Source organism: Providencia sp. PROV004, from assembly GCF_011045615.1.
Classification (GTDB): Bacteria; Pseudomonadota; Gammaproteobacteria; order Enterobacterales; family Enterobacteriaceae; genus Providencia; species Providencia rettgeri.
On sequence record NZ_CP042859.1, the window covers coordinates 3,887,497 to 3,905,602 of the forward strand.

Consider the following 18,106-nt stretch of genomic DNA (forward strand, 5'->3'; position numbering starts at 1 on the left):
TTTACGCCAAAACGGCGTAAAGCAATTAGCAAGTAAATAAAGATGATATTACTCGTAGCTTAATACATAGTTCGCAACAGAATTAATACTACCGGCTGTCGCTGCACCTGTTGATTCTACTTGGGCAGATAAAATAATTGTTGTTTCTGCTTCTTTTAATTTTTGCTCTAAAACATCACCAGGTTTGATTGCTTTTCCATCATTATTAAAGAATGCTACGGCAATATTATCTGCACTACCTGTATTTGCCCATAAAGTTGATTTAGTTGCATCTGGTTGTCCATTAAATGCAATTTTAACTTTAGAATAAGGCGTTCCTGGTGTACCTGAATCTAACTGGCAATCTTGTAATTTTAATTCAAAAGCATTTAGTGGACCTGTTTTACCTGCAGCTCCTAAGTTTGCAGCTGAAATACTACCTAATTGAACTTCTTTATTTATATCTGAAGGTGCGATAGTACATGCACCACTATTAACTGTACCTTTAAATGTAATTTTACCTGAACCAGCATCCGCAGCCATTGTAGAAATAGAAGTTGTTGTTAGTGCCAAGAAAACTGCGATTAATGTTTTATTCATCTTGCATACCTTATTAGTTAATAATTAATTTCTAGGGATTTATTTAATTTCTGAACGAGATGAATAATACTCAGCATTCGAGTTAAACGATACAACTGAAATGTGTATTTAACTTGTAGAGTGTAACCAAACATAACCACCATAACTAATTGAAATTTAATAAATAATGAATTTACCCCCTTCCAATTTAAAGTTAAAATCCTGATGGTCACATAAAAAAACACGAATAACACAGAATTAAAAACTGAGAGATTAAAAATAAAAGGAATTAAATGTTGATATAAATAAAAACAAAAGAATTTAAATAAAAAAAAGAAAAAACACAAACTAAAACATCATAAATACTCTTAAAATGCACTTATAGAGACATTTATTTACATCCATTCAAGGTTCTGTTACCAATTCAATAAAAAATAAAGTATCAATCCATCCACATATAAATAAATCATTTATAAAACAATAAGCTAAATTATTATTAAATATTTCAATACACCCTCTTTTATAATTTACTTTAAGCTATTTTCGCAAAAAAACTCGTTCATCCTCTTTTTTATGTGAAAATAAAAGTAAAAAATCAATTAATAGAATGAGATACTGACATTTTATCTTAATCATAAAAAAAGCTGCCTTAATAAGCAGCTTTTTTAGTTTTATATAAAGAAAATAAACTGTACTTAACTTCCCGGCGTGAAATAAATTGGTGAGCCAGGGCCGACAGGGATGCCCAACACAAATACCCAGACAATAAAGAATAATGACCAGCCGATCAGGAAAATAATTGAATATGGCAACATCATTGAAACTAATGTTCCTATTCCTGCATCCTTCTTATATTTCACAACAATCGCCATAATTAAGCCAAAGTAACTCATCATCGGCGTAATAATGTTCGTGACCGAGTCACCGATACGATACGCGGCTTGAATAGTTTCTGGCGCGTAGCCCGCCAACATCAACATAGGTACGAAGATAGGTGCTGTGACAGCCCATTGTGCGGATGCAGAGCCAATCATTAAGTTAATAAATGCGCAGATAAGAATAAAGCCAATAAACAGTACACCACCATGAAGGTCAATACTATTTAAGAAGTTGGCACCTTTAACCGCAATAACTTGCCCGATGTTTGTCCAACCAAAGAAAGCCACAAATTGCGCAGCAAAGAAAATAATAACCAAATATAAGCCAAGCGTGCTCATTGCGCCAGCCATTGCATCCACGATATCCTTATCAGAGCGCATGGTTTTAGCAATATAGCCATACACAATACCGGGGACAGCAAAGAAGACAAAAATAAAGACCACTATCCCTTTTAAGAACGGCGAGTTACTCACTAACCCAGTGTCTTGGTTACGTAATATTCCATTTTCTGGTACTACCATTAACGCCAAAAGTGCTGCCAATCCCCAAAAAGTCACAGATGCCCAAAATAAGGCTTTTTTCTCTAACGGAGTGACATTTGCCGAGGCATAGAGGCTATTTTCATCATCATCTACTGCACCGCCGGTGTATGGGCCAAGTTGTGGCTCAACAATTTTTTCAGTGATCAAATAACCTAAAATAGTGATTAAAAACGTACTGGCAAACATAAAGTACCAGTTTGCTTCTGCACCCACGATATAAGTTGGATCAATGATTTGTGCGGCTTGTTGAGTGATACCCGACAATAACGGGTCAACCGTGCCTAATAATAAGTTTGCTGAATAACCTCCGGAAACACCAGCAAATGCCGCAGCAAGGCCGGCTAAAGGGTGACGACCTAATGAATGAAAAATGATAGCTGCGAGCGGAATAAGTACCACATAACCTAACTCTGCCGCGGTATTTGACATGATCCCAGCAAACACGATCGCCATTGTGGTTAATTTTCGAGGGGCTTTGGTGACAACCAAACGCATGGCAGCGGAAAGTAAACCTGCTCGTTCAGCAATCCCCACCCCTAATAATGCGACGAGTACCGTTCCTAACGGTGCAAAGCCTGTAAAATTAGTGACGACATTCGCAATAATTTTTCGGATCCCTTCGGCATCCAATAAACTCACAATATGAATAATACCATCTTCTGCGCGCCCTTTTGCACCTTCGGGACGAGGGTCTGGCACGCTGACACCGAAGTACTGACCAATTGCCGAGGAAACTAATAAAATCGCAATTAAAATAATAAATAAAATAACAGGATGTGGTAGAGCATTGCCTAGCCACTCAACCGTTCTTAAAAAACGGCTTCCCTCTTGCTTTTTTTGTTCCATATTTTCTCCTTATAAACAAGAAAAACGGACATTACACAATGTTTTTGCTTTTTGCTATTTACAAATAGATAATTCTAAATTAACAAAATACACACAAATCAGACATAAAATTCAACATAATTCGGACTAACTCCATTTTATCAGCTATTAATATCATTAATTTAGCTAAAGAAGATAATTACAACCAAAATAGTTTTAGTAAATTAATTTCGATAAGTGTGGTCAACATAACAATTTTCATATTATCTATGGCTTTTTTTCGTCATTTATCACTAATTAAATATCATTTTTTAGCGGTTTTATTTTATATAAATCGGAAAACCCTTATTTATCAATACTCGATAAAACCTTACTTATAACTCGGAATAACAAACCTAATAAAGCATAATATGCCAACTTTATTTACACTGTCATGGAAGGTTATAATGTCAGAAAATTAACTCATGGAGCCTCTATAATGTCAGTTATCGACCTTTGGGCTGAACGCCACATACAAGAAGCACTAAGCAGAGGAGAACTTACAAATTTAGCAGGGGAAGGTAAAGCTTTGCAGCTTGAAGATGATAGCCTGGTTCCGCCTGAACTCAGGGCTGGATATCGGATATTGAAAAATTCAGGTTATTTACCCGCAGAATTACAGCAAAGAAAAGATGCACTGACACTTAGCCACATGTTACAAAGCCTATCAGTGGATGACCCAAATTATACATCAATGAGTAAACAGCTGGCTTTGCTTGAATTAAAGCTCAAGCAAGCCAATGTCAATACCGATTTTTTACATGGTAATTATGCAGATTCAATTTCTGAACAAATAAATAATAAACCAAATAGCAAATAGCAAATAGCAAATAAACTTATGTCAAATAGTAACCGAGTAAATATACGAGTAATTTGCCATTTTCTATAGTTTCTTAACACTTTTTTAAGAAAGCTCCGCAATAATCATATTAAGACTATTTCCCCCTATATTTATGTGAACATCTCAGTATTATCAACCTCGACTTTATTATTAATAGACAAGGGATAAAGATGGAACAGAAACAATATTCTAGTAAATGGCAAAAACGTTTTGATTTCTTTGATAAGTATGGTGCACCTAATACACCTGAATTCAAAGCAGCGTTAAAAGCCGCCTCTTTCGGTGAGCGTATTCTCATTAACATGAACATTTTTGCTTTCTTCTTCGGTATTATTTATTTCCTGATTTTAGGACTTTGGAAAAAAGGGTTAGTGATGCTTGGTATCACTATTGGGGTTGGTCTGGTTTTGAATATTATTGATTTTATGATTGGTGGAACTATCCCAAATGCAGTTTATACCGGGGTATCTGTCGGTATGTCCGCAATGTGGGCAATGATTGCTAACTATGCTTATTATATTAAAGAAACCAAAGGATTGGATAATTGGAATCCGTTTGAAGGGATCCGAATGCTTTAAGTGACGATCAAATCAAAGTTGGCTGCTGGCAAGGCAGCTAATTTTTACCGTAAAATAAAATTTAGAATAAATAGCTACTCTAAATTAACACTCTGCAAACGATATTCATTCGGCGTTTTGCCATAAAATTGGCGAAATGCGTGACTAAATGAGGAATGTGAGTCATAACCCACTGCTAATGCAATTTGTTCTATTGATGTGTTGGTTAATAACAAGCTCCCTGCCGCTTCCATACGTTTTTGTAATAAAAATTGCATCGCAGTTAATTGTGCTTCTGCCTTTATTTTTCGTTGAAGCGTACTCACTGACATACAAAAAGCGGTCGCCATATCTTCACAACTAATAGGATGATGTAAACGCAGCTCCACCCATTGAGAAACTTCATCAATCCATTTTTTTTCAGGTTTTAACTGGGCCAATAACAAACGGGCAACAGTAAAATTATGTTCGGGAGCTTGTGGAAAACTTTGCAGCCAATTCAAAAGACCGACTGCGGCAGGTGTCAGAGTAAATTCCGTCATTTTTTCACTTAATGCCCATTGTGCTGTGGCTGGCATTTCTAATACATAATTTTGATTGCCTACCTGTCCACTAAAAGCGTGATTAACACTTGGCGGGATCACCATCCCCTTGCCTGCATTGAGTAAAAAATGCTGGCGATACATATTGATTTCCATTTGCCCAGATAACGACAGAATAACTTGCCACTGCCCATCATGTTGATGAGAAATGACTTCGTTCGAATATTGGCGAAAATGAAGCTCAGGCAATCTCAAAGGGTTATACTCCCACAGTCAATGAATAGTAAGAGTATAGGGCTATTGGCAGCAATATAGCTATAGAAGAAGTGACCAGCCTATTTAGCAAATTCATCAAAATAGAAGTGTTTCAGCGGTTCCATTTGCTGGTGAAGAACACGTATAACAAAGATATCGTTGGTTCTATGTCGATAAAAAATGACATGCTTAGAATGATTATAACGTCTAATTTCCACTGAAATTTCCGCACACTCCAGTCCTATCAAAGGATTGGAGCTAAGCATTTCTAATACGCAATGTAAACTTTTTGTATACTCATCCGCTTTCCTGACACCAAAATTGATTAAAGTATATTCAAATATTCCTTCAAAATCTTTAGCGGCTAAGTTAGAAAGTTTATACATTATGTGCATTCTTCACTTTCTTGGCGATATCGTGGAGTGTTAATGATGATTCACCGCTTTTTTCACCGGCATCAATTAGCATCTTTAATGCTGCCGTTTGTTTTTCTTGAGCTTCAAGTAAACGCAGTGCGGAGCGAACGACTTCACTTGTTGAGCCATACCTTCCAGACGAAATCAGTTGATTTACAAATTCATCTAATTGCGCTCCGATTGTCACACTTGTGGTACGAGCCATAGGATCACCTTTGTGTTAATTATTAACACAAATATTTTAGTGGGTTATCGCTATAAAATCAATCCATGTAGTCATTAGGCTAGAAGCGCACCATTCGGCAAAGGTAAGTTAAACTCTGCAAGAACAATAGCCCCCGTTTCATCGGGCGCCCCAGTAATTAATACTTCGGATTTGATCCCGGCTATCCGCTTGACCTCAAAGTTACACACGCATAGCACTCGCTTACCAATCAAATCTTCTGGCGTATAATTGACGGTGATCTGTGCGCTTGAGCGCTTGATACCCAATTCTCCTAGGTCGACTTCCATCACATAAGCTGGTTTTTTGGCTTTACTGTTAATTTGTGCACTAACAATGGTACCCACACGCATTTCAACACGAGTAAAATCATCCCATTCAATAATTTGCATAAATTTATTCCTGAATTAAATTGCTTATGTGTAATAAATTAACATATAACAGATTTGGCTTTTTATCGCCAAAACGTCATTTTATGTAGCCAGACCATCATGAGTTAAGAAGATAAGCAAAAAATAGCCCTCATTAGAAATTGAGGGCAAAAGATACAAGACAGGAAATAGGTTGAAATAAAAATTTCTTGTTAATTACATTGTTGAAAATGTATTCATAATGATCCCACCAGAGATAATTAATCCCATCGCAAATACCGCTGGAAAATCCGGTTTTTGTTTATATAAAATCATAGAAACTAAAGTTACACCGACAATACCAAACCCACACCACAGTGAATACGCCACACCGACGGGGATATAACCCATTGCACGAGTTAAGGCAAAATAGCATAAACAATAAGCAATAATAACTAATACCGATGGACCTAATTTGCTAAAGCTATTAGTCTTTTTAATCATTGAGGTGCCCGTTATTTCAGAGCCAATAGAAAGCGCTAACCATAAAAATCCAGTAAACATAATATTCCCCTTAGCGTTGATTTAATGAGCAGTGTTATTTTTTGCGGATATTAATGAAGACTCAGTTTCATCTTTCGATGATTCTGTTTCTTCTGGGTCATCTGAGCCCATCTTGGAGAATAGATTCATGATCACAATACCACTTGCAATCACCACCATTCCAATTATGGCCGCAGTATCTGGATGTTGACCATAAAACAACATGCCCAGCGTAGAAACCATTAAAATTCCTGTACCTGACCATGTAGCATAAGCTAAACCAACAGGGATATATTTTACTGCGCGAGAGAGTGAGTAATAACAAATAACATACAGTACAACGATTAATGCTAATAATAATGATTTGGTCATACCTTCACTGTTATCAAACATTTTTAAGGTCGATGTGGCTGAGGTTTCAGAAATAATAACCGCCAGCATCCAAAGCCATGATTTTGCTTTAGGGGACATAGATAATACTCCTACGATAAATAGAAAGATTAAAATTAATTTTTAATTTGATTAAATAGCTTTATTTTTTAAGAGACTTTAAATAATCGATTGCTGAATCCGTTAATTTATTTTCATTCGCACAGTACCCCCTAGGGTTATTCATTACTTCTTTTAAAGTAATATAGCGACTTGGGTGTTCATTATTTATTTCAGGTTTTAAACATTCAGAAAGTTCATTCGTTGATATTTTCTTTTCTATTTCATTTAATGAATCGAAATGAATACCTAACTTGATAGCCTTACTAATATTTTCTTTAATCAGACGATTATAATTTTCATTTTTATTTAAACCTAAAACCTGACTTAATTCACTTTCAGGGCAGCAATGGTATTTCAATGCCAATATAGGCATGTTTTGTGATAAGGCACACAAGACTAATTCACTTTCTTCACTGGCAAACAAACCATTGGCTATCTCACCAACTACTTTTGCATCAATAAAAGGTAAAAACAGGCTGTCATAATGACTTAACCCATTTATTGATAAGGTGTTTTTATTTATAACACTTCCCAGTTCAGCCCATTTTTCAACTTGGGAAGACTGAAGCATGGATGCGGTGGCATAAAAGGAAAAAGCCACAGACTCTAGCTGTGCCAGCCTTTGGTAAATGGCTTGCTGGTACCCCTCAACTGGCGATAGCACAACCAAAACTTGTCGCTTTAACTGACGTAAAACTTGCTGCACAATTTGTTCAATCAGTTTTTCGTTCATTTTGCCACCATCCCTTAACCCGCGATGAATACGCTATCGTTATTACGTAATCCCGCAGCATTCGCCTCATCAGTATCGATATGAAACTCAAGGGAAAATCGCTCATCAACCCTCACGACAACCTCATCGAACACCAAGCGACGCTCACCTTCTGTACGGATATTCACTTTTTGCCCATTCACCACATTTAAGGCTCTCGCATCCATCACACTCATATGAATATGGCGCTGAGCACAAATGACTTGTGATTCAAGATTGACATGCCCTGCGGGGCCAATCAGTAAAGCATTGCCTGAACCTGCCATGTCACCAGACTCTCTTACCGGCGCTTTTATACCAAGGGCAAAGCAGTCGGCCTTAGACACTTCGAGCTGCGTTTTTGGGCGAACGGGTCCCAATACTCTGACTTTGCTAATCGACCCTTTTGGCCCCACCACCATGACGCATTCTTTCGCAGCAAATTGCCCCGGCTGTTTTAAATCTTTGAATGGCGTTAGCTGATAACCTTGGCCAAACAAGGCTTCAACGTCCTGCTGTGAAAGATGAACATGGCGGTTAGATATTCCGACAGGGATAGCAATGTTAGCGACACCTGCTTGTGCTGGTGTGTAAGCTGAAAGCCGAGCCAGTATTTTCCCCATCAATTGCTCATTCATCATGATTTTTTCCCTTTACGCGGGTCATTTTTGACGTCTTTCGCATTGATGTCGGTTTTGACTTCAGCCACTGGTGCTTCCGTTTTAGTTTCAACGACCACTTTTTCCACTAGTTTTTCGGCTTTCACTTCCGGCTGAATACTTTTCTCTAATTCGCCTTTTTTGCTTTTCACGGTAAGCAGTTTGCTGATAACACTTTCTTCTGGGCGAGCAATGACTAATGAGCCGACTAATAGTTGGCTATTCGCGATGACCTCAATGCCGTGGTCAACCGCAGTACGAACCGCACTGATTTCCCCTTGAAAACAAACGGATACCAGTCCAGAACCTATTTTTCGATAACCTACAATTTCTACGCTGGCTGCTTTGCATGCCGCATCTGCAGCCTGTATAGCGGATGTCAGTCCCCGAGTTTCAATTACGCCTAAACTTTTCATCTGTCTCTCCTACTTAGTGACGAACCAGTCGAATATCGAAATCAAATTGTTTGAAGAATGCTTCAAGTTGGTCTAATTCTTCTGCACTATAGGTTGGGTCTTGCTTAACGGGATAAATCATATCCAGCTTGTCGTATTTACCACGCCCCAACTGGTGATAAGGCAGAATATCGATGCGTTTTACATTGCCGCGTTTGGACAATTCCATCGCATAGTGAATCGCCCCCGTGATGGCATCAAAGGAGTCGTTATAACCACGAACGAGTGGCATTCTGACGACGACGTTCGCACCGAGATCAACCAGTCTTTCGAGGTTGCGGCGAACATTTTCATTACCAATGCCGAATAGGTTTTTATGCTGAACAGTATCAATGTGCTTAATGTCATAGAGGAACAGGTCGACAACTTCAGATAACTTTTCATAATTTTCTAATGATGTCGTCCCTTGGGTTTCTATCGCCGTATTGATCATCATTTTTTTACACTCCCGCAGCAGCGCGACGGCAAAATCGGTTTGTAGGCTCATTTCGCCACCACCGATTGTTACGCCACCACCAGAAGAAATATAAAAATCATAATCTTGCATAATGATGTCCATCATTTCAGCTACCGTGACATCTTTCCCCATGATGTCTAACGCGCCACCAATACACACCTCTTCGCATTTACGACAACCAATGCAGTCAATACTGCGATTCACACGGTGAATTTGTTCACCTTGGTCATTAATGGTTTTGTAGTGGATCCCTGTAGGGCAGACATCAACACATTTCCCACAATTGACGCATTTATCGTGGGAAAACATCACTTGGAACTGGCTGCTTAACCCTTCAGGGTTAGCACACCACGGGCAACGAATATTGCACCCTTTTAAGAAAATCAGCGTCCGAATACCGTCGCCATCATAAATCGAGTATTTTTGGATATTAAATATCCGACCTTTAATTTCTGCCGCGCTCATCATTGCACCTCTAAAATCAGTTCAAAATTTATTATTGTTGTTATTAAATAGCCGGTATGACATGGCAGGTATGAAGCCATACCTGCCAGCGTTGATTTAGAACTTCTCAATCACAGTACGGCTAATAATTTCATCTTGAACTTCTTTACAAAGTTCGACGAAGTAGGCACTGTAACCTGCAACACGAACGATTAAATCACGATATTTTTCAGGCTCTTGCTGGGCTTTTTTCAGCATTTCGTTATCGACATAGCTGAACTGCATTTGGCCATTGCCTAAGATAGACGCGGTTCTCAACAAGGTGATTAAACCGTGACGACCTTCTGGTGTGTCCAATAAGCCTTTTAAGAACTTAAAGTTATGCACCATGCCAATGTTCATCGTTTCAACATTCATTTTACTGATTGATTTAATGATGGCAGTTGGGCCTTGTTTATCCGCACCTTGTGTCGGGCTGATACCATCTGATAACGGCATCCAAGCCAAGCGACCGTTGGCACTCGCGGCGGTTAACTCACCAATCGGCGTGTTGTTAGAGATGGATAAGGTTCCGTGGCTCAGTGTTGAATACAACATGTCGTACTTCCGGCACTCACGCTCTGTCCACTCCGTAATATCCAGCGCATATTGGTCAACGTAGTCATCATCGTTACCAAATTTAGGTGCATTTAAGCAGTCACGGCGTAGTTCGTCGTAGCCTTCAAAGTTTGCTAATAAGCCATCACGAATTTGCTCAAGTGTGTAGCGGCCATCTTCGTAAACCAATTTGCGAATAGCGACAATCGAGTCAACATAGGTCGCCAGACCAGAGAAAATCAGCCCTGGGCCGTGGTTGATCATCGCCCCACCTGCCGCAACGTCCTTGCCTTTTTCCATACAGCCTTCCACCAGCAAGGACATTAATGGTTTTGGTGCCACATCACGGTGAACACGTTGGCTGATGACGGTACCGATAGCTGATAAGCGAACAATATGAGCTATCTGCGCTTTCACAGCATTATCAAAGTCTTCGAATGTTTTTAGCTCACGTAAGTCACCGGTATCTAAACCTTGATAGCTATCGAATAACACCATGCGGCCACGGTTTAATACGAATTCAATCGCAATTGGCCATTGGGTGTAACCCGTTGAAGTCCATTGATAAATACGGCCAGATTTCTGTGGCTCTACACAGCCCATCAAGCAGTAATCACGCGCATCTTCAAAGTCAAAACCTTTACGCAGCATCATTTTGATGTGGGAATCATCGAAGTGACAGGCAGGGAAGCCCATACCGGCTTTCACCACATCAACGATTTTTTCCATGTATTTCTGTGGTGATTGGTTATGAATACGGCAAGCCAGAGATGGCTGATACACTTTAACAAAGCGAACCGCATCCATAATTAAGTAGGTTAAGTCGTTACATGCATCGCCACCTGAACGTTTTTGTCCACCCACTGTTAAGTTGATAAATGGCTGATAACCTGCGAAATATTTCGCGCCTAATTCGCTCGACATCCACATTAATTCCGCACATTTGATAATAAATGCCTGCATCATTTCTAATGCTTGGTCTTGGGTTAAGCGGCCTGTTTTGATGTCGTTTTCGTACATTGGTAAGCAATATTGGTCAAGACGTCCCAAAGAAAGGCCAGTTTGGTTTTCTTCGATTTCAAACAGTGACTCAACTGTCCAAATGCTTTGTAATGCTTCTTGTAACGTCACCGGCGGATTCGCTGGCACGTTTTCGTTGACTTGTGCGATAGTCAGCAATTCTTCACGGCGTTTTTGGTCTGACTCCAGCACCGCTAATTCGCGAGCATGGGCAGCAATGCGGTGTGAATACGCAATCACCCCTTCACAGGTTTCAATTGACGCTTTATAGAAATAAATGCGATCAATATCATCAGGGTTTTCCATGCTTAATTCAGCCAGTTTCGCCTGAGCATCTGCTTTGATGCCATTCATTCCTTTGGTGAATAACAACACGTCATAACCGGGGCAAGTATCCCCACCGCCATTGATTTGGTGATAAGACAAGTCACTGACGAAAGTTTCACCACTGAATTCCCAGACTCCCGCTTCACGGTATTGAGCTTCACAAATTTCATCCAGTGAACGGCCTTCCCAGAATGGAGCGATTTCCTCGCGGATCACTTTTTTATCTTCTTCAGAGATAACAAACGGATCTTGTGGACGTGTGCTCATTGTATCGAGTTCTTCGACTACCCAGCGCCATGCGATATCCGGTGAGAATGCACCTGCGCGGGCTTTACCACATGGATGCCCCACAATCAGCTCTTCAGGTTGAATTAAGATTGGTGCAGTTTCACAAGCACGGCGGAATGCTTTCGCACGCAATAAAATTGGCGGTAAACCTGGGTTATTTTTGACAACTTCAGTAAAAGCGAGTGCGCGGTAGATAGACACGCTTGGACGCGCTTCTAAGTAACGGTTACGCAAGCGCTGTAAGCGAGGCGTTAAACCTTCCATGACTTTGAATTCAGTTTCAGCTTGAGCTGCCGGCGCAACATAGCTGGCATTTGGTGCTGCATATTGCGGCTGAACGCTATTTTTTCCACAATATAAACGGACTTTCAATCCATTATTGATAGCGCTGATGTTTTCATGTGCGGATAACATCATGGCTGATAATTCGTTAAGGCATACGCGTGGGTCATTCAGATAAATGCCGTCTTTCAATGCATCAAACATTGGGTAGCCATCAACTTGCTTGGTTGAGCGAACTTCAGAGAGTTCAGCCAGTTTCAACCATAAGCTTTCTACAATTTCATAAGCTTGTGCTTGGGTCAAACGGCCTTGTTCAATATCACGTTGGTAGAATGGATAGACCGCTTTATCGAATCCCATTGGGTTAACGGCATAGCTACCATTTTCTAAATGCAGGATTAATTGAAGTAAGTAGAAAGCTTGGCACGCTTCTTTAAAAGTTTGCGCCGGTTTTGCCGGTACATTGCGTAAAATCGCTGCACTTTCTTGTAATTCTGCACGACGGTATTGATTAGATTCTGCCGCTGCCATGCTCTCTGCTTTAGAAGCTAAAGCTTGTGCAAAATGAATGGCCGCATCACATGCGTAAATTGCCGAACGGCAGTTATTTGCCTCATCAATACTATTGCGACTGACCGCACTACCAATGTTTCTAACTTTGTTCTCTAACTGTGCTTTGATAGCTAAAAAGCCGATGTTTAATACCGCTAAGTAATCTGGCGCATCGATGGTGCTATCGCCAGCTAAAAAGGTATAAATACTGTGGCTATTGATTTCATTTTCAGTATGAAAAATCGCTCCGCGAGGGGTCGATGATTGGCTACCAATAATCAGCTCATCTTGAGCAATAAATGCCGGAAAATGACGGATAAATTCATAAAAACGTTGGGCAGGTTTAATCGCCTGCGGTGCGCCAGACAGTTGGTTGCCAAGCGCTTCTAAAATATTGGCACGTTCAGTAATAATTGAGCTGTTGCGGGCACTTAAGCGTTCAGCCAGCATTTTTACGCGTGGGGTCAAAGCATATTTATTCATGTTAGCCTATCCTGATGTTCTTTCTAGTTTGTTGTTCATCACATAAAAGCGTTAACTGTTAAAAAGACTGTCTATACAGCACTTCCAGTTGCACCTTGCTCACATCCCGTGGATTGGTCGGAGTGCAACTATCGCGCAGTGCTTGCCCAACCATTTCCCCTAAACGGGCGTTAAAATCGAATTCATTAGTGCCGGTTGCTTGAATGCCTTTTGGCATATTCATTTCATCTTTCAATACGTTGATTGCCACAATTAGGCTTTCAACACCTTCACGTATTGTTGAGGCAGGTAAACTTAAATTTTTTGCGAGATGGGCATAACGTTTTGCAGCTTCGTTATCGCATCGCCCTTCTAAATCCGCATTGAAAGCCACGACTTGCGCCATCAACAACGCATTGGCACGGCCATGAGGAATATGGAATACGCCGCCTAATGCATGGGCTAAGCTATGCGTTATTCCCAATGAGGCATTGGTAAAAGCCATTCCCGCAATACATGACGCGTTATGCATTTTTTCGCGAGCCACTAAGTTGCTACCATCGCGATAGCAGTCAATTAAATGGCCGAACACTAATTGCACCGCTTTTTCAGCTAAGGCATCAGAAAAGTCAGATGCAGTGCGAGAAACATAGGCTTCTAGCGCGTGGCATAGCACGTCCATACCTGTGTCTGCCGTAATAGAAGCGGGTACTGACTTCACCAGTGCAGGGTCTAAGATAGCCACATCTGGCAGCATGAATTCATCAACCAAAACCAGTTTTTCAGACTGGGATTTGATCACTGAAAACGACGTCACTTCTGAGCCCGTCCCACTGGTAGTTGGGATGGCAATAAACTGTGGTTTAACGCGGCTGACGTCTTTTTTTGTGTGCCAGAGGGAGTAAATAACAGCTTTCGCAGCATCAATAACCGACCCACCACCGAGTGCAATCACCACATCTGGATATTGCATATCCATGATTTTCATACCGTTAACAATGGCTGAAATATCAGGATCTGGCTTAACATCATCGTAAATTGAAAATGTGATGCCACTTTGGGTTAACCTGCGAGTGACTTCATCGGCTAAGCCAAACTTCACCATCGCTTTGTCAGTGACGATAAAGGCATGGTGAGCACTCATGTGTGAGATAAAGTCCAATGCATTCGCACCGAATTGAACTTTAGGTTTAATCAAAAACTGGTTCATGCTGTTTTTACTCCTTGGTATAAACCTTCTCAACAATGGCAACCACTGACATGGCTTTGTAATTGTCTTTATTCAAAGCGAAGTAAGCTTCAGCTAAAACAATGTCGTTAATACCTGCGCCAACACTGTCGACTGCCACATACGTTTTGTTTTTCAACGGTTCAAGGTCATCCCCTAGCTTGGTTACCATCAATAAGTTACTACCGCTAAGTTCTTGGCATTTCTGCGTTGCAACAACATGTCCAACTACCTTTGCGAGGATCATGGTTTATACCGCCTTATTCCAATAAGTTACTTATTTAGGCGTCCGAGAACGGCCTTGATGATTTGCTCAACATTTTCTTCAGTAATATCACCTTGAGAAACCACTGCCTCAGCAATCGCAGCCGTCGTTGCCGTACTGCCAAATCGGTCGTCGCCTGTTGGGTTAGCAGTCACCGCTGACGTTGTCGCTGCAACAGGGTTACGGAAGCGGTTATCATCAAAAATGCTGACTTGCGGTTGATTGCCAGCTGCTGATACCGCTGGCTGGGTAGAAGTACAAGACTGGGCGGGCTGTCTTAAATCATCAATGGAACGTACGCCATAACCGACTTTACGGATGTTCAGCAAGTTCATCGGGCCGACGTTATCGGAGCTAGAGCCACCACCTACTGCGCCACAACCCAGTGTTAACGCTGGCGTGATATTGGTCGTTGCGCCGATCCCACCCAATGCAGCCGGTGTATTAATCAAAATGCGATTAACGGGTTTTTCCAGAGAAAATTGACGAATAACATCTTCGTTTTGTGTGTGAATAACCAAAGTATGGCCGAGACCTTCATTGGTCAGTAAGTCAACTACACGGTGACAAGCTGACTGCCAGTCTTCCTCGATATACATCCCTAAAATTGGGCATAATTTTTCCCGGGAGTATGGGTTTTTCGGTGATACCGTGTCTTGCAGAGCAATCAACACACGCGTATTAGCTGGAACAGTGAAACCTGCACGCTGGCTTAATGTGATGGCATCTTTACCCACCACTTCTGGGTTGATAGTGCCATTCGCTCTTAGCAGCATGGATGCCATGCGTTTCGCTTCGTCTTCATTCATGAAGTAAGCGCCTTGAGCGAGTAGTTCACGATGAACTTCGTTGTAAATGCAACGTTCTACAATGATGGATTGTTCTGAAGCGCAAATGACACCGTTATCAAAAGTTTTACTGGTGATGATGTCACTCACCGCTTGTTTGATATTGGCGCTACGTTCAATAAATGCAGGGCCATTACCTGGACCGCCACTAATGGTTGGTGTACCGGATGCGTAAGCTGCGCGTACCATGCCTTCACCTCCCGTTGCCAAAATTAAAGAAACGTCTTTGCTGTGCATCAGTTCTTTCGTTGCTTCAAGAGTCAACATCGTGACGCCATCCACAATACCCGCTGGTGCCCCTGCTTCTAATGCGGCTTTTTTAACAATTTCTAATGTACGAAAACTACAGGCTTTCGCATTTGGGTGAGGGGAAAAGACAATGGCATTACCTGCCTTCAAGGCAATCAACGTTTTGTAGATGATGGTAGATGTTGGGTTAGTAGAAGGTACTAACGCCGTAATCACACCAAGAGGGACACCCACATCCATAACTTTGTTGATTTTGTCATCATTAATGATGCCAACGGTTTTGAGATCTTTAATGTGCTCATAAACACGTATTGAAGCAAAAGTGTTCTTCAGGACTTTATCTTGCCACTTACCGAACCCTGTTTCTTCATTGGCCATTTTTGCCAGCTCTTCTGCATGAAGTGCCGACTCAATCGCGATGTGCTTAACAATACTGTCGATTTTTTCCTGCGAAAATGTCGCAAATTCTTTCTGTGCTTGTTTCGCGTTTCTAACCAGCTCTCTTGCTAGTTGTCTGGATTGCAGATCTTTATCTAATGCAACCATGTCTTCCCCCGTATCGGAGTCAAAAATTAACTCATTAACTTGTGGTTTTATTTACTAATCAGCCAACAACTTAGGCTTTGTGTTGCTGTGCAATTTTGCCAATATCGTTGTGTGGTCTTGCAATAACACGTGAAGTCACCACAGTTCCGATACGTTTTGCCGCCTCAACACCAGACTCAACAGCAGCGTTAACGGCACCGACATCACCTTTAACCATTGCTGTTACTAGCCCTGAACCCACATTTTCATAACCAATTAGCTCAACATTCGCGGCTTTACACATGGCATCAGCAGCTTCAATACACGCCACTAAACCTTTGGTTTCAATTAGACCAAGTGCTTCTTTCATAAGTAATTTCCTGTTTTATTCCGTGACTTTATACTGGGAGACGATTTTTTGGATATCGTTATGAGGACGTGCGATAACCAAAGATGTCACGACGGTGCCAACGCGAGAGGCAGATTCAACACCTGAATCTACGGCAGCTTTCACTGCGCCCACATCGCCCTTGACCATGGCGGTAACTAAACCTGACCCAACATTTTCATAACCAATCAGCACAACGTTTGCGGCTTTGCACATCGAGTCCGCAGCTTCAATACAAGCCACTAACCCTTGAGTTTCAATAAGACCTAATGCGTCACCCATGTTTTTTCCTCCGGAAAAAGTTATGCCTTATGTTTAATAACGATTTTGTTGATATCGTTGTGTGGACGCGCAATGACCAGTGAAGTCACGACTTCGCCAACACGTTGAGCTGACTCAACGCCTGAATCGACAGCCGCTTTGACTGCACCCACATCGCCTTTGACCATCGCAGTCACGAGGCCTGAACCGACATTTTCATAGCCAATTAGCTCAACATTCGCCGCTTTGCACATGGCATCCGCCGCTTCAATACAAGCCACCAGACCTTTAGTTTCAATAAGACCTAATGCATCACCCATTGTTGTTTCCTCCGAAAAGCCTTCTTTGTTTTTCTTTACCGCTGATGCTTCAAGTTGATGTGTCCGAGTACATGTCCCTTGAAGAATCTGGGTAATCATTTACGCCAATGGTGTCTGCGCGGTGATTTATTGAACGCAGCCTTTGGCTTCAAACTCACTATAGAGCTGAAAAATAAAAACAAAATATAAATCCACGCATTCATTATAATTAGTTTTTTACTCTGAAAATTAGAGTAATTTAGTAGTCGATTCATATAACCATGCTAAAAAAAATAAAAATTCACGTATCTATCTGGATAGTGAAAATGGATAAAAAACAGAATTGATGTTAATCAATGGAATTGTTAACAAGATATTATCGAGCTGATAAGTGGGGGTAATTTAGAGAGTAATAACTGTGGGGCGGCTCACCTGCTTATAAGCTTTGCTAAGCCGTTGTTGATAGAATAGTTGATTCTCTGTTGCAGGATATCAGAATAAAGCACATAAATGCGGTTGGGCTAATGACGGTAAAAAATGTAACACACATCTAGGTGACAAGAGTAAATTAGCGCCGTCAGTCGTAGTACAATTTGATGTATCGTGCAAATATACAAGGCGGCTAAAGCTGTATCGTGTCACAATAATTTAAGTTCATGGAGGAAGGTAAATAGCCTAGATAACTCA

Annotated in this window: 21 protein-coding genes; 2 read left to right on the forward strand and 19 right to left on the reverse strand. The window is 40.9% G+C overall.

Annotated elements, in window-relative coordinates:
• Nucleotides 1–48 precede the first annotated feature (48 nt).
• Both FVA69_RS17845 and FVA69_RS17850 read right to left on the reverse strand, forming a co-directional pair.
• A complete protein-coding gene (locus FVA69_RS17845; RefSeq protein ID WP_109912640.1) occupies nucleotides 49–579 on the reverse strand; it encodes a fimbrial protein in 531 nt (176 codons plus the stop codon).
• A gap of 674 nt (nucleotides 580–1,253) precedes the next feature.
• A complete protein-coding gene (locus tag FVA69_RS17850; RefSeq protein ID WP_004907990.1) occupies nucleotides 1,254–2,825 on the reverse strand; it encodes an AbgT family transporter in 1,572 nt (523 codons plus the stop codon).
• 457 nt (nucleotides 2,826–3,282) lie between these two features.
• Here FVA69_RS17850 and FVA69_RS17855 point away from each other — a divergent pair, with 457 nt between their 5' ends.
• Both FVA69_RS17855 and FVA69_RS17860 read left to right on the forward strand, forming a co-directional pair.
• Nucleotides 3,283–3,663: a DUF1992 domain-containing protein gene (locus tag FVA69_RS17855; RefSeq protein WP_004907989.1), complete on the forward strand. Its 381-nt coding sequence runs from the start codon at nucleotides 3,283–3,285 to the stop codon at nucleotides 3,661–3,663.
• 191 nt (nucleotides 3,664–3,854) lie between these two features.
• The gene (locus FVA69_RS17860; protein WP_115167987.1) at nucleotides 3,855–4,262 is read left to right on the forward strand and encodes a DUF2628 domain-containing protein; all 408 of its coding nucleotides are present in this window, start codon (nucleotides 3,855–3,857) and stop codon (nucleotides 4,260–4,262) included.
• A 74-nt stretch (nucleotides 4,263–4,336) separates the two neighbouring features.
• On the opposite strand, the gene FVA69_RS17865 is transcribed toward FVA69_RS17860, so the two are convergent.
• From FVA69_RS17865 to FVA69_RS17945, 17 genes are all read right to left on the reverse strand, one after another.
• The gene (locus FVA69_RS17865; protein ID WP_164529186.1) at nucleotides 4,337–5,038 is read right to left on the reverse strand and encodes a helix-turn-helix domain-containing protein; all 702 of its coding nucleotides are present in this window, start codon (nucleotides 5,036–5,038) and stop codon (nucleotides 4,337–4,339) included.
• Between the two features lie 80 nt (nucleotides 5,039–5,118).
• Nucleotides 5,119–5,424, reverse strand: coding sequence for a type II toxin-antitoxin system RelE/ParE family toxin (locus tag FVA69_RS17870; protein WP_123382245.1), 306 nt, complete (start codon nucleotides 5,422–5,424; stop codon nucleotides 5,119–5,121).
• Entirely contained in the window at nucleotides 5,417–5,659 is a 243-nt protein-coding gene (locus FVA69_RS17875) for a type II toxin-antitoxin system ParD family antitoxin (protein ID WP_004907981.1), read from the reverse strand. Before FVA69_RS17875 ends, FVA69_RS17870 begins: the two co-directional genes overlap by 8 nt.
• A 74-nt stretch (nucleotides 5,660–5,733) precedes the next feature.
• On the reverse strand, nucleotides 5,734–6,069 hold the full coding sequence (locus FVA69_RS17880) for a tRNA-binding protein (protein WP_164529187.1): 336 nt from the start codon (nucleotides 6,067–6,069) through the stop codon (nucleotides 5,734–5,736).
• A gap of 195 nt (nucleotides 6,070–6,264) precedes the next feature.
• Nucleotides 6,265–6,591, reverse strand: coding sequence for a DMT family transporter (locus FVA69_RS17885; RefSeq protein WP_004907976.1), 327 nt, complete (start codon nucleotides 6,589–6,591; stop codon nucleotides 6,265–6,267).
• Between the two features lie 21 nt (nucleotides 6,592–6,612).
• Nucleotides 6,613–7,041 (reverse strand): DMT family transporter, encoded by a 429-nt coding sequence (locus tag FVA69_RS17890; protein ID WP_004907975.1) that lies wholly within the window; start codon nucleotides 7,039–7,041, stop codon nucleotides 6,613–6,615.
• Between the two features lie 61 nt (nucleotides 7,042–7,102).
• Complete coding sequence (locus FVA69_RS17895; protein ID WP_109912643.1) at nucleotides 7,103–7,795, reverse strand: hypothetical protein; 693 nt, start codon at nucleotides 7,793–7,795, stop codon at nucleotides 7,103–7,105.
• A 14-nt stretch (nucleotides 7,796–7,809) separates the two neighbouring features.
• Nucleotides 7,810–8,454 (reverse strand): phosphate propanoyltransferase, encoded by a 645-nt coding sequence (locus tag FVA69_RS17900; RefSeq protein WP_004907971.1) that lies wholly within the window; start codon nucleotides 8,452–8,454, stop codon nucleotides 7,810–7,812.
• Entirely contained in the window at nucleotides 8,451–8,888 is a 438-nt protein-coding gene (locus tag FVA69_RS17905) for a BMC domain-containing protein (protein ID WP_004907968.1), read from the reverse strand. Before FVA69_RS17905 ends, FVA69_RS17900 begins: the two co-directional genes overlap by 4 nt.
• Before the next feature lie 13 nt (nucleotides 8,889–8,901).
• Nucleotides 8,902–9,852: a choline TMA-lyase-activating enzyme gene (cutD, locus tag FVA69_RS17910; RefSeq protein WP_042851506.1), complete on the reverse strand. Its 951-nt coding sequence runs from the start codon at nucleotides 9,850–9,852 to the stop codon at nucleotides 8,902–8,904.
• Nucleotides 9,853–9,945: 93 nt separating this feature from the next.
• A complete protein-coding gene (cutC, locus tag FVA69_RS17915; protein ID WP_109912645.1) occupies nucleotides 9,946–13,377 on the reverse strand; it encodes a choline trimethylamine-lyase in 3,432 nt (1,143 codons plus the stop codon).
• A 58-nt stretch (nucleotides 13,378–13,435) separates the two neighbouring features.
• Nucleotides 13,436–14,566: a 1-propanol dehydrogenase PduQ gene (locus FVA69_RS17920; RefSeq protein WP_110731649.1), complete on the reverse strand. Its 1,131-nt coding sequence runs from the start codon at nucleotides 14,564–14,566 to the stop codon at nucleotides 13,436–13,438.
• Between the two features lie 7 nt (nucleotides 14,567–14,573).
• Entirely contained in the window at nucleotides 14,574–14,831 is a 258-nt protein-coding gene (locus FVA69_RS17925; RefSeq protein ID WP_004259057.1) for a EutN/CcmL family microcompartment protein, read from the reverse strand.
• Between the two features lie 26 nt (nucleotides 14,832–14,857).
• On the reverse strand, nucleotides 14,858–16,492 hold the full coding sequence (locus FVA69_RS17930; protein WP_123382243.1) for an acetaldehyde dehydrogenase (acetylating): 1,635 nt from the start codon (nucleotides 16,490–16,492) through the stop codon (nucleotides 14,858–14,860).
• A gap of 70 nt (nucleotides 16,493–16,562) precedes the next feature.
• Nucleotides 16,563–16,841, reverse strand: coding sequence for a BMC domain-containing protein (locus FVA69_RS17935; protein WP_004259063.1), 279 nt, complete (start codon nucleotides 16,839–16,841; stop codon nucleotides 16,563–16,565).
• Between the two features lie 15 nt (nucleotides 16,842–16,856).
• Nucleotides 16,857–17,141 carry a BMC domain-containing protein gene (locus FVA69_RS17940; RefSeq protein ID WP_004907958.1) on the reverse strand — a complete coding sequence of 95 codons (285 nt, stop codon included), beginning with the start codon at nucleotides 17,139–17,141 and terminating at the stop codon, nucleotides 16,857–16,859.
• Between the two features lie 20 nt (nucleotides 17,142–17,161).
• Entirely contained in the window at nucleotides 17,162–17,440 is a 279-nt protein-coding gene (locus FVA69_RS17945; protein ID WP_004249182.1) for a BMC domain-containing protein, read from the reverse strand.
• Nucleotides 17,441–18,106: the final 666 nt, after the last annotated feature.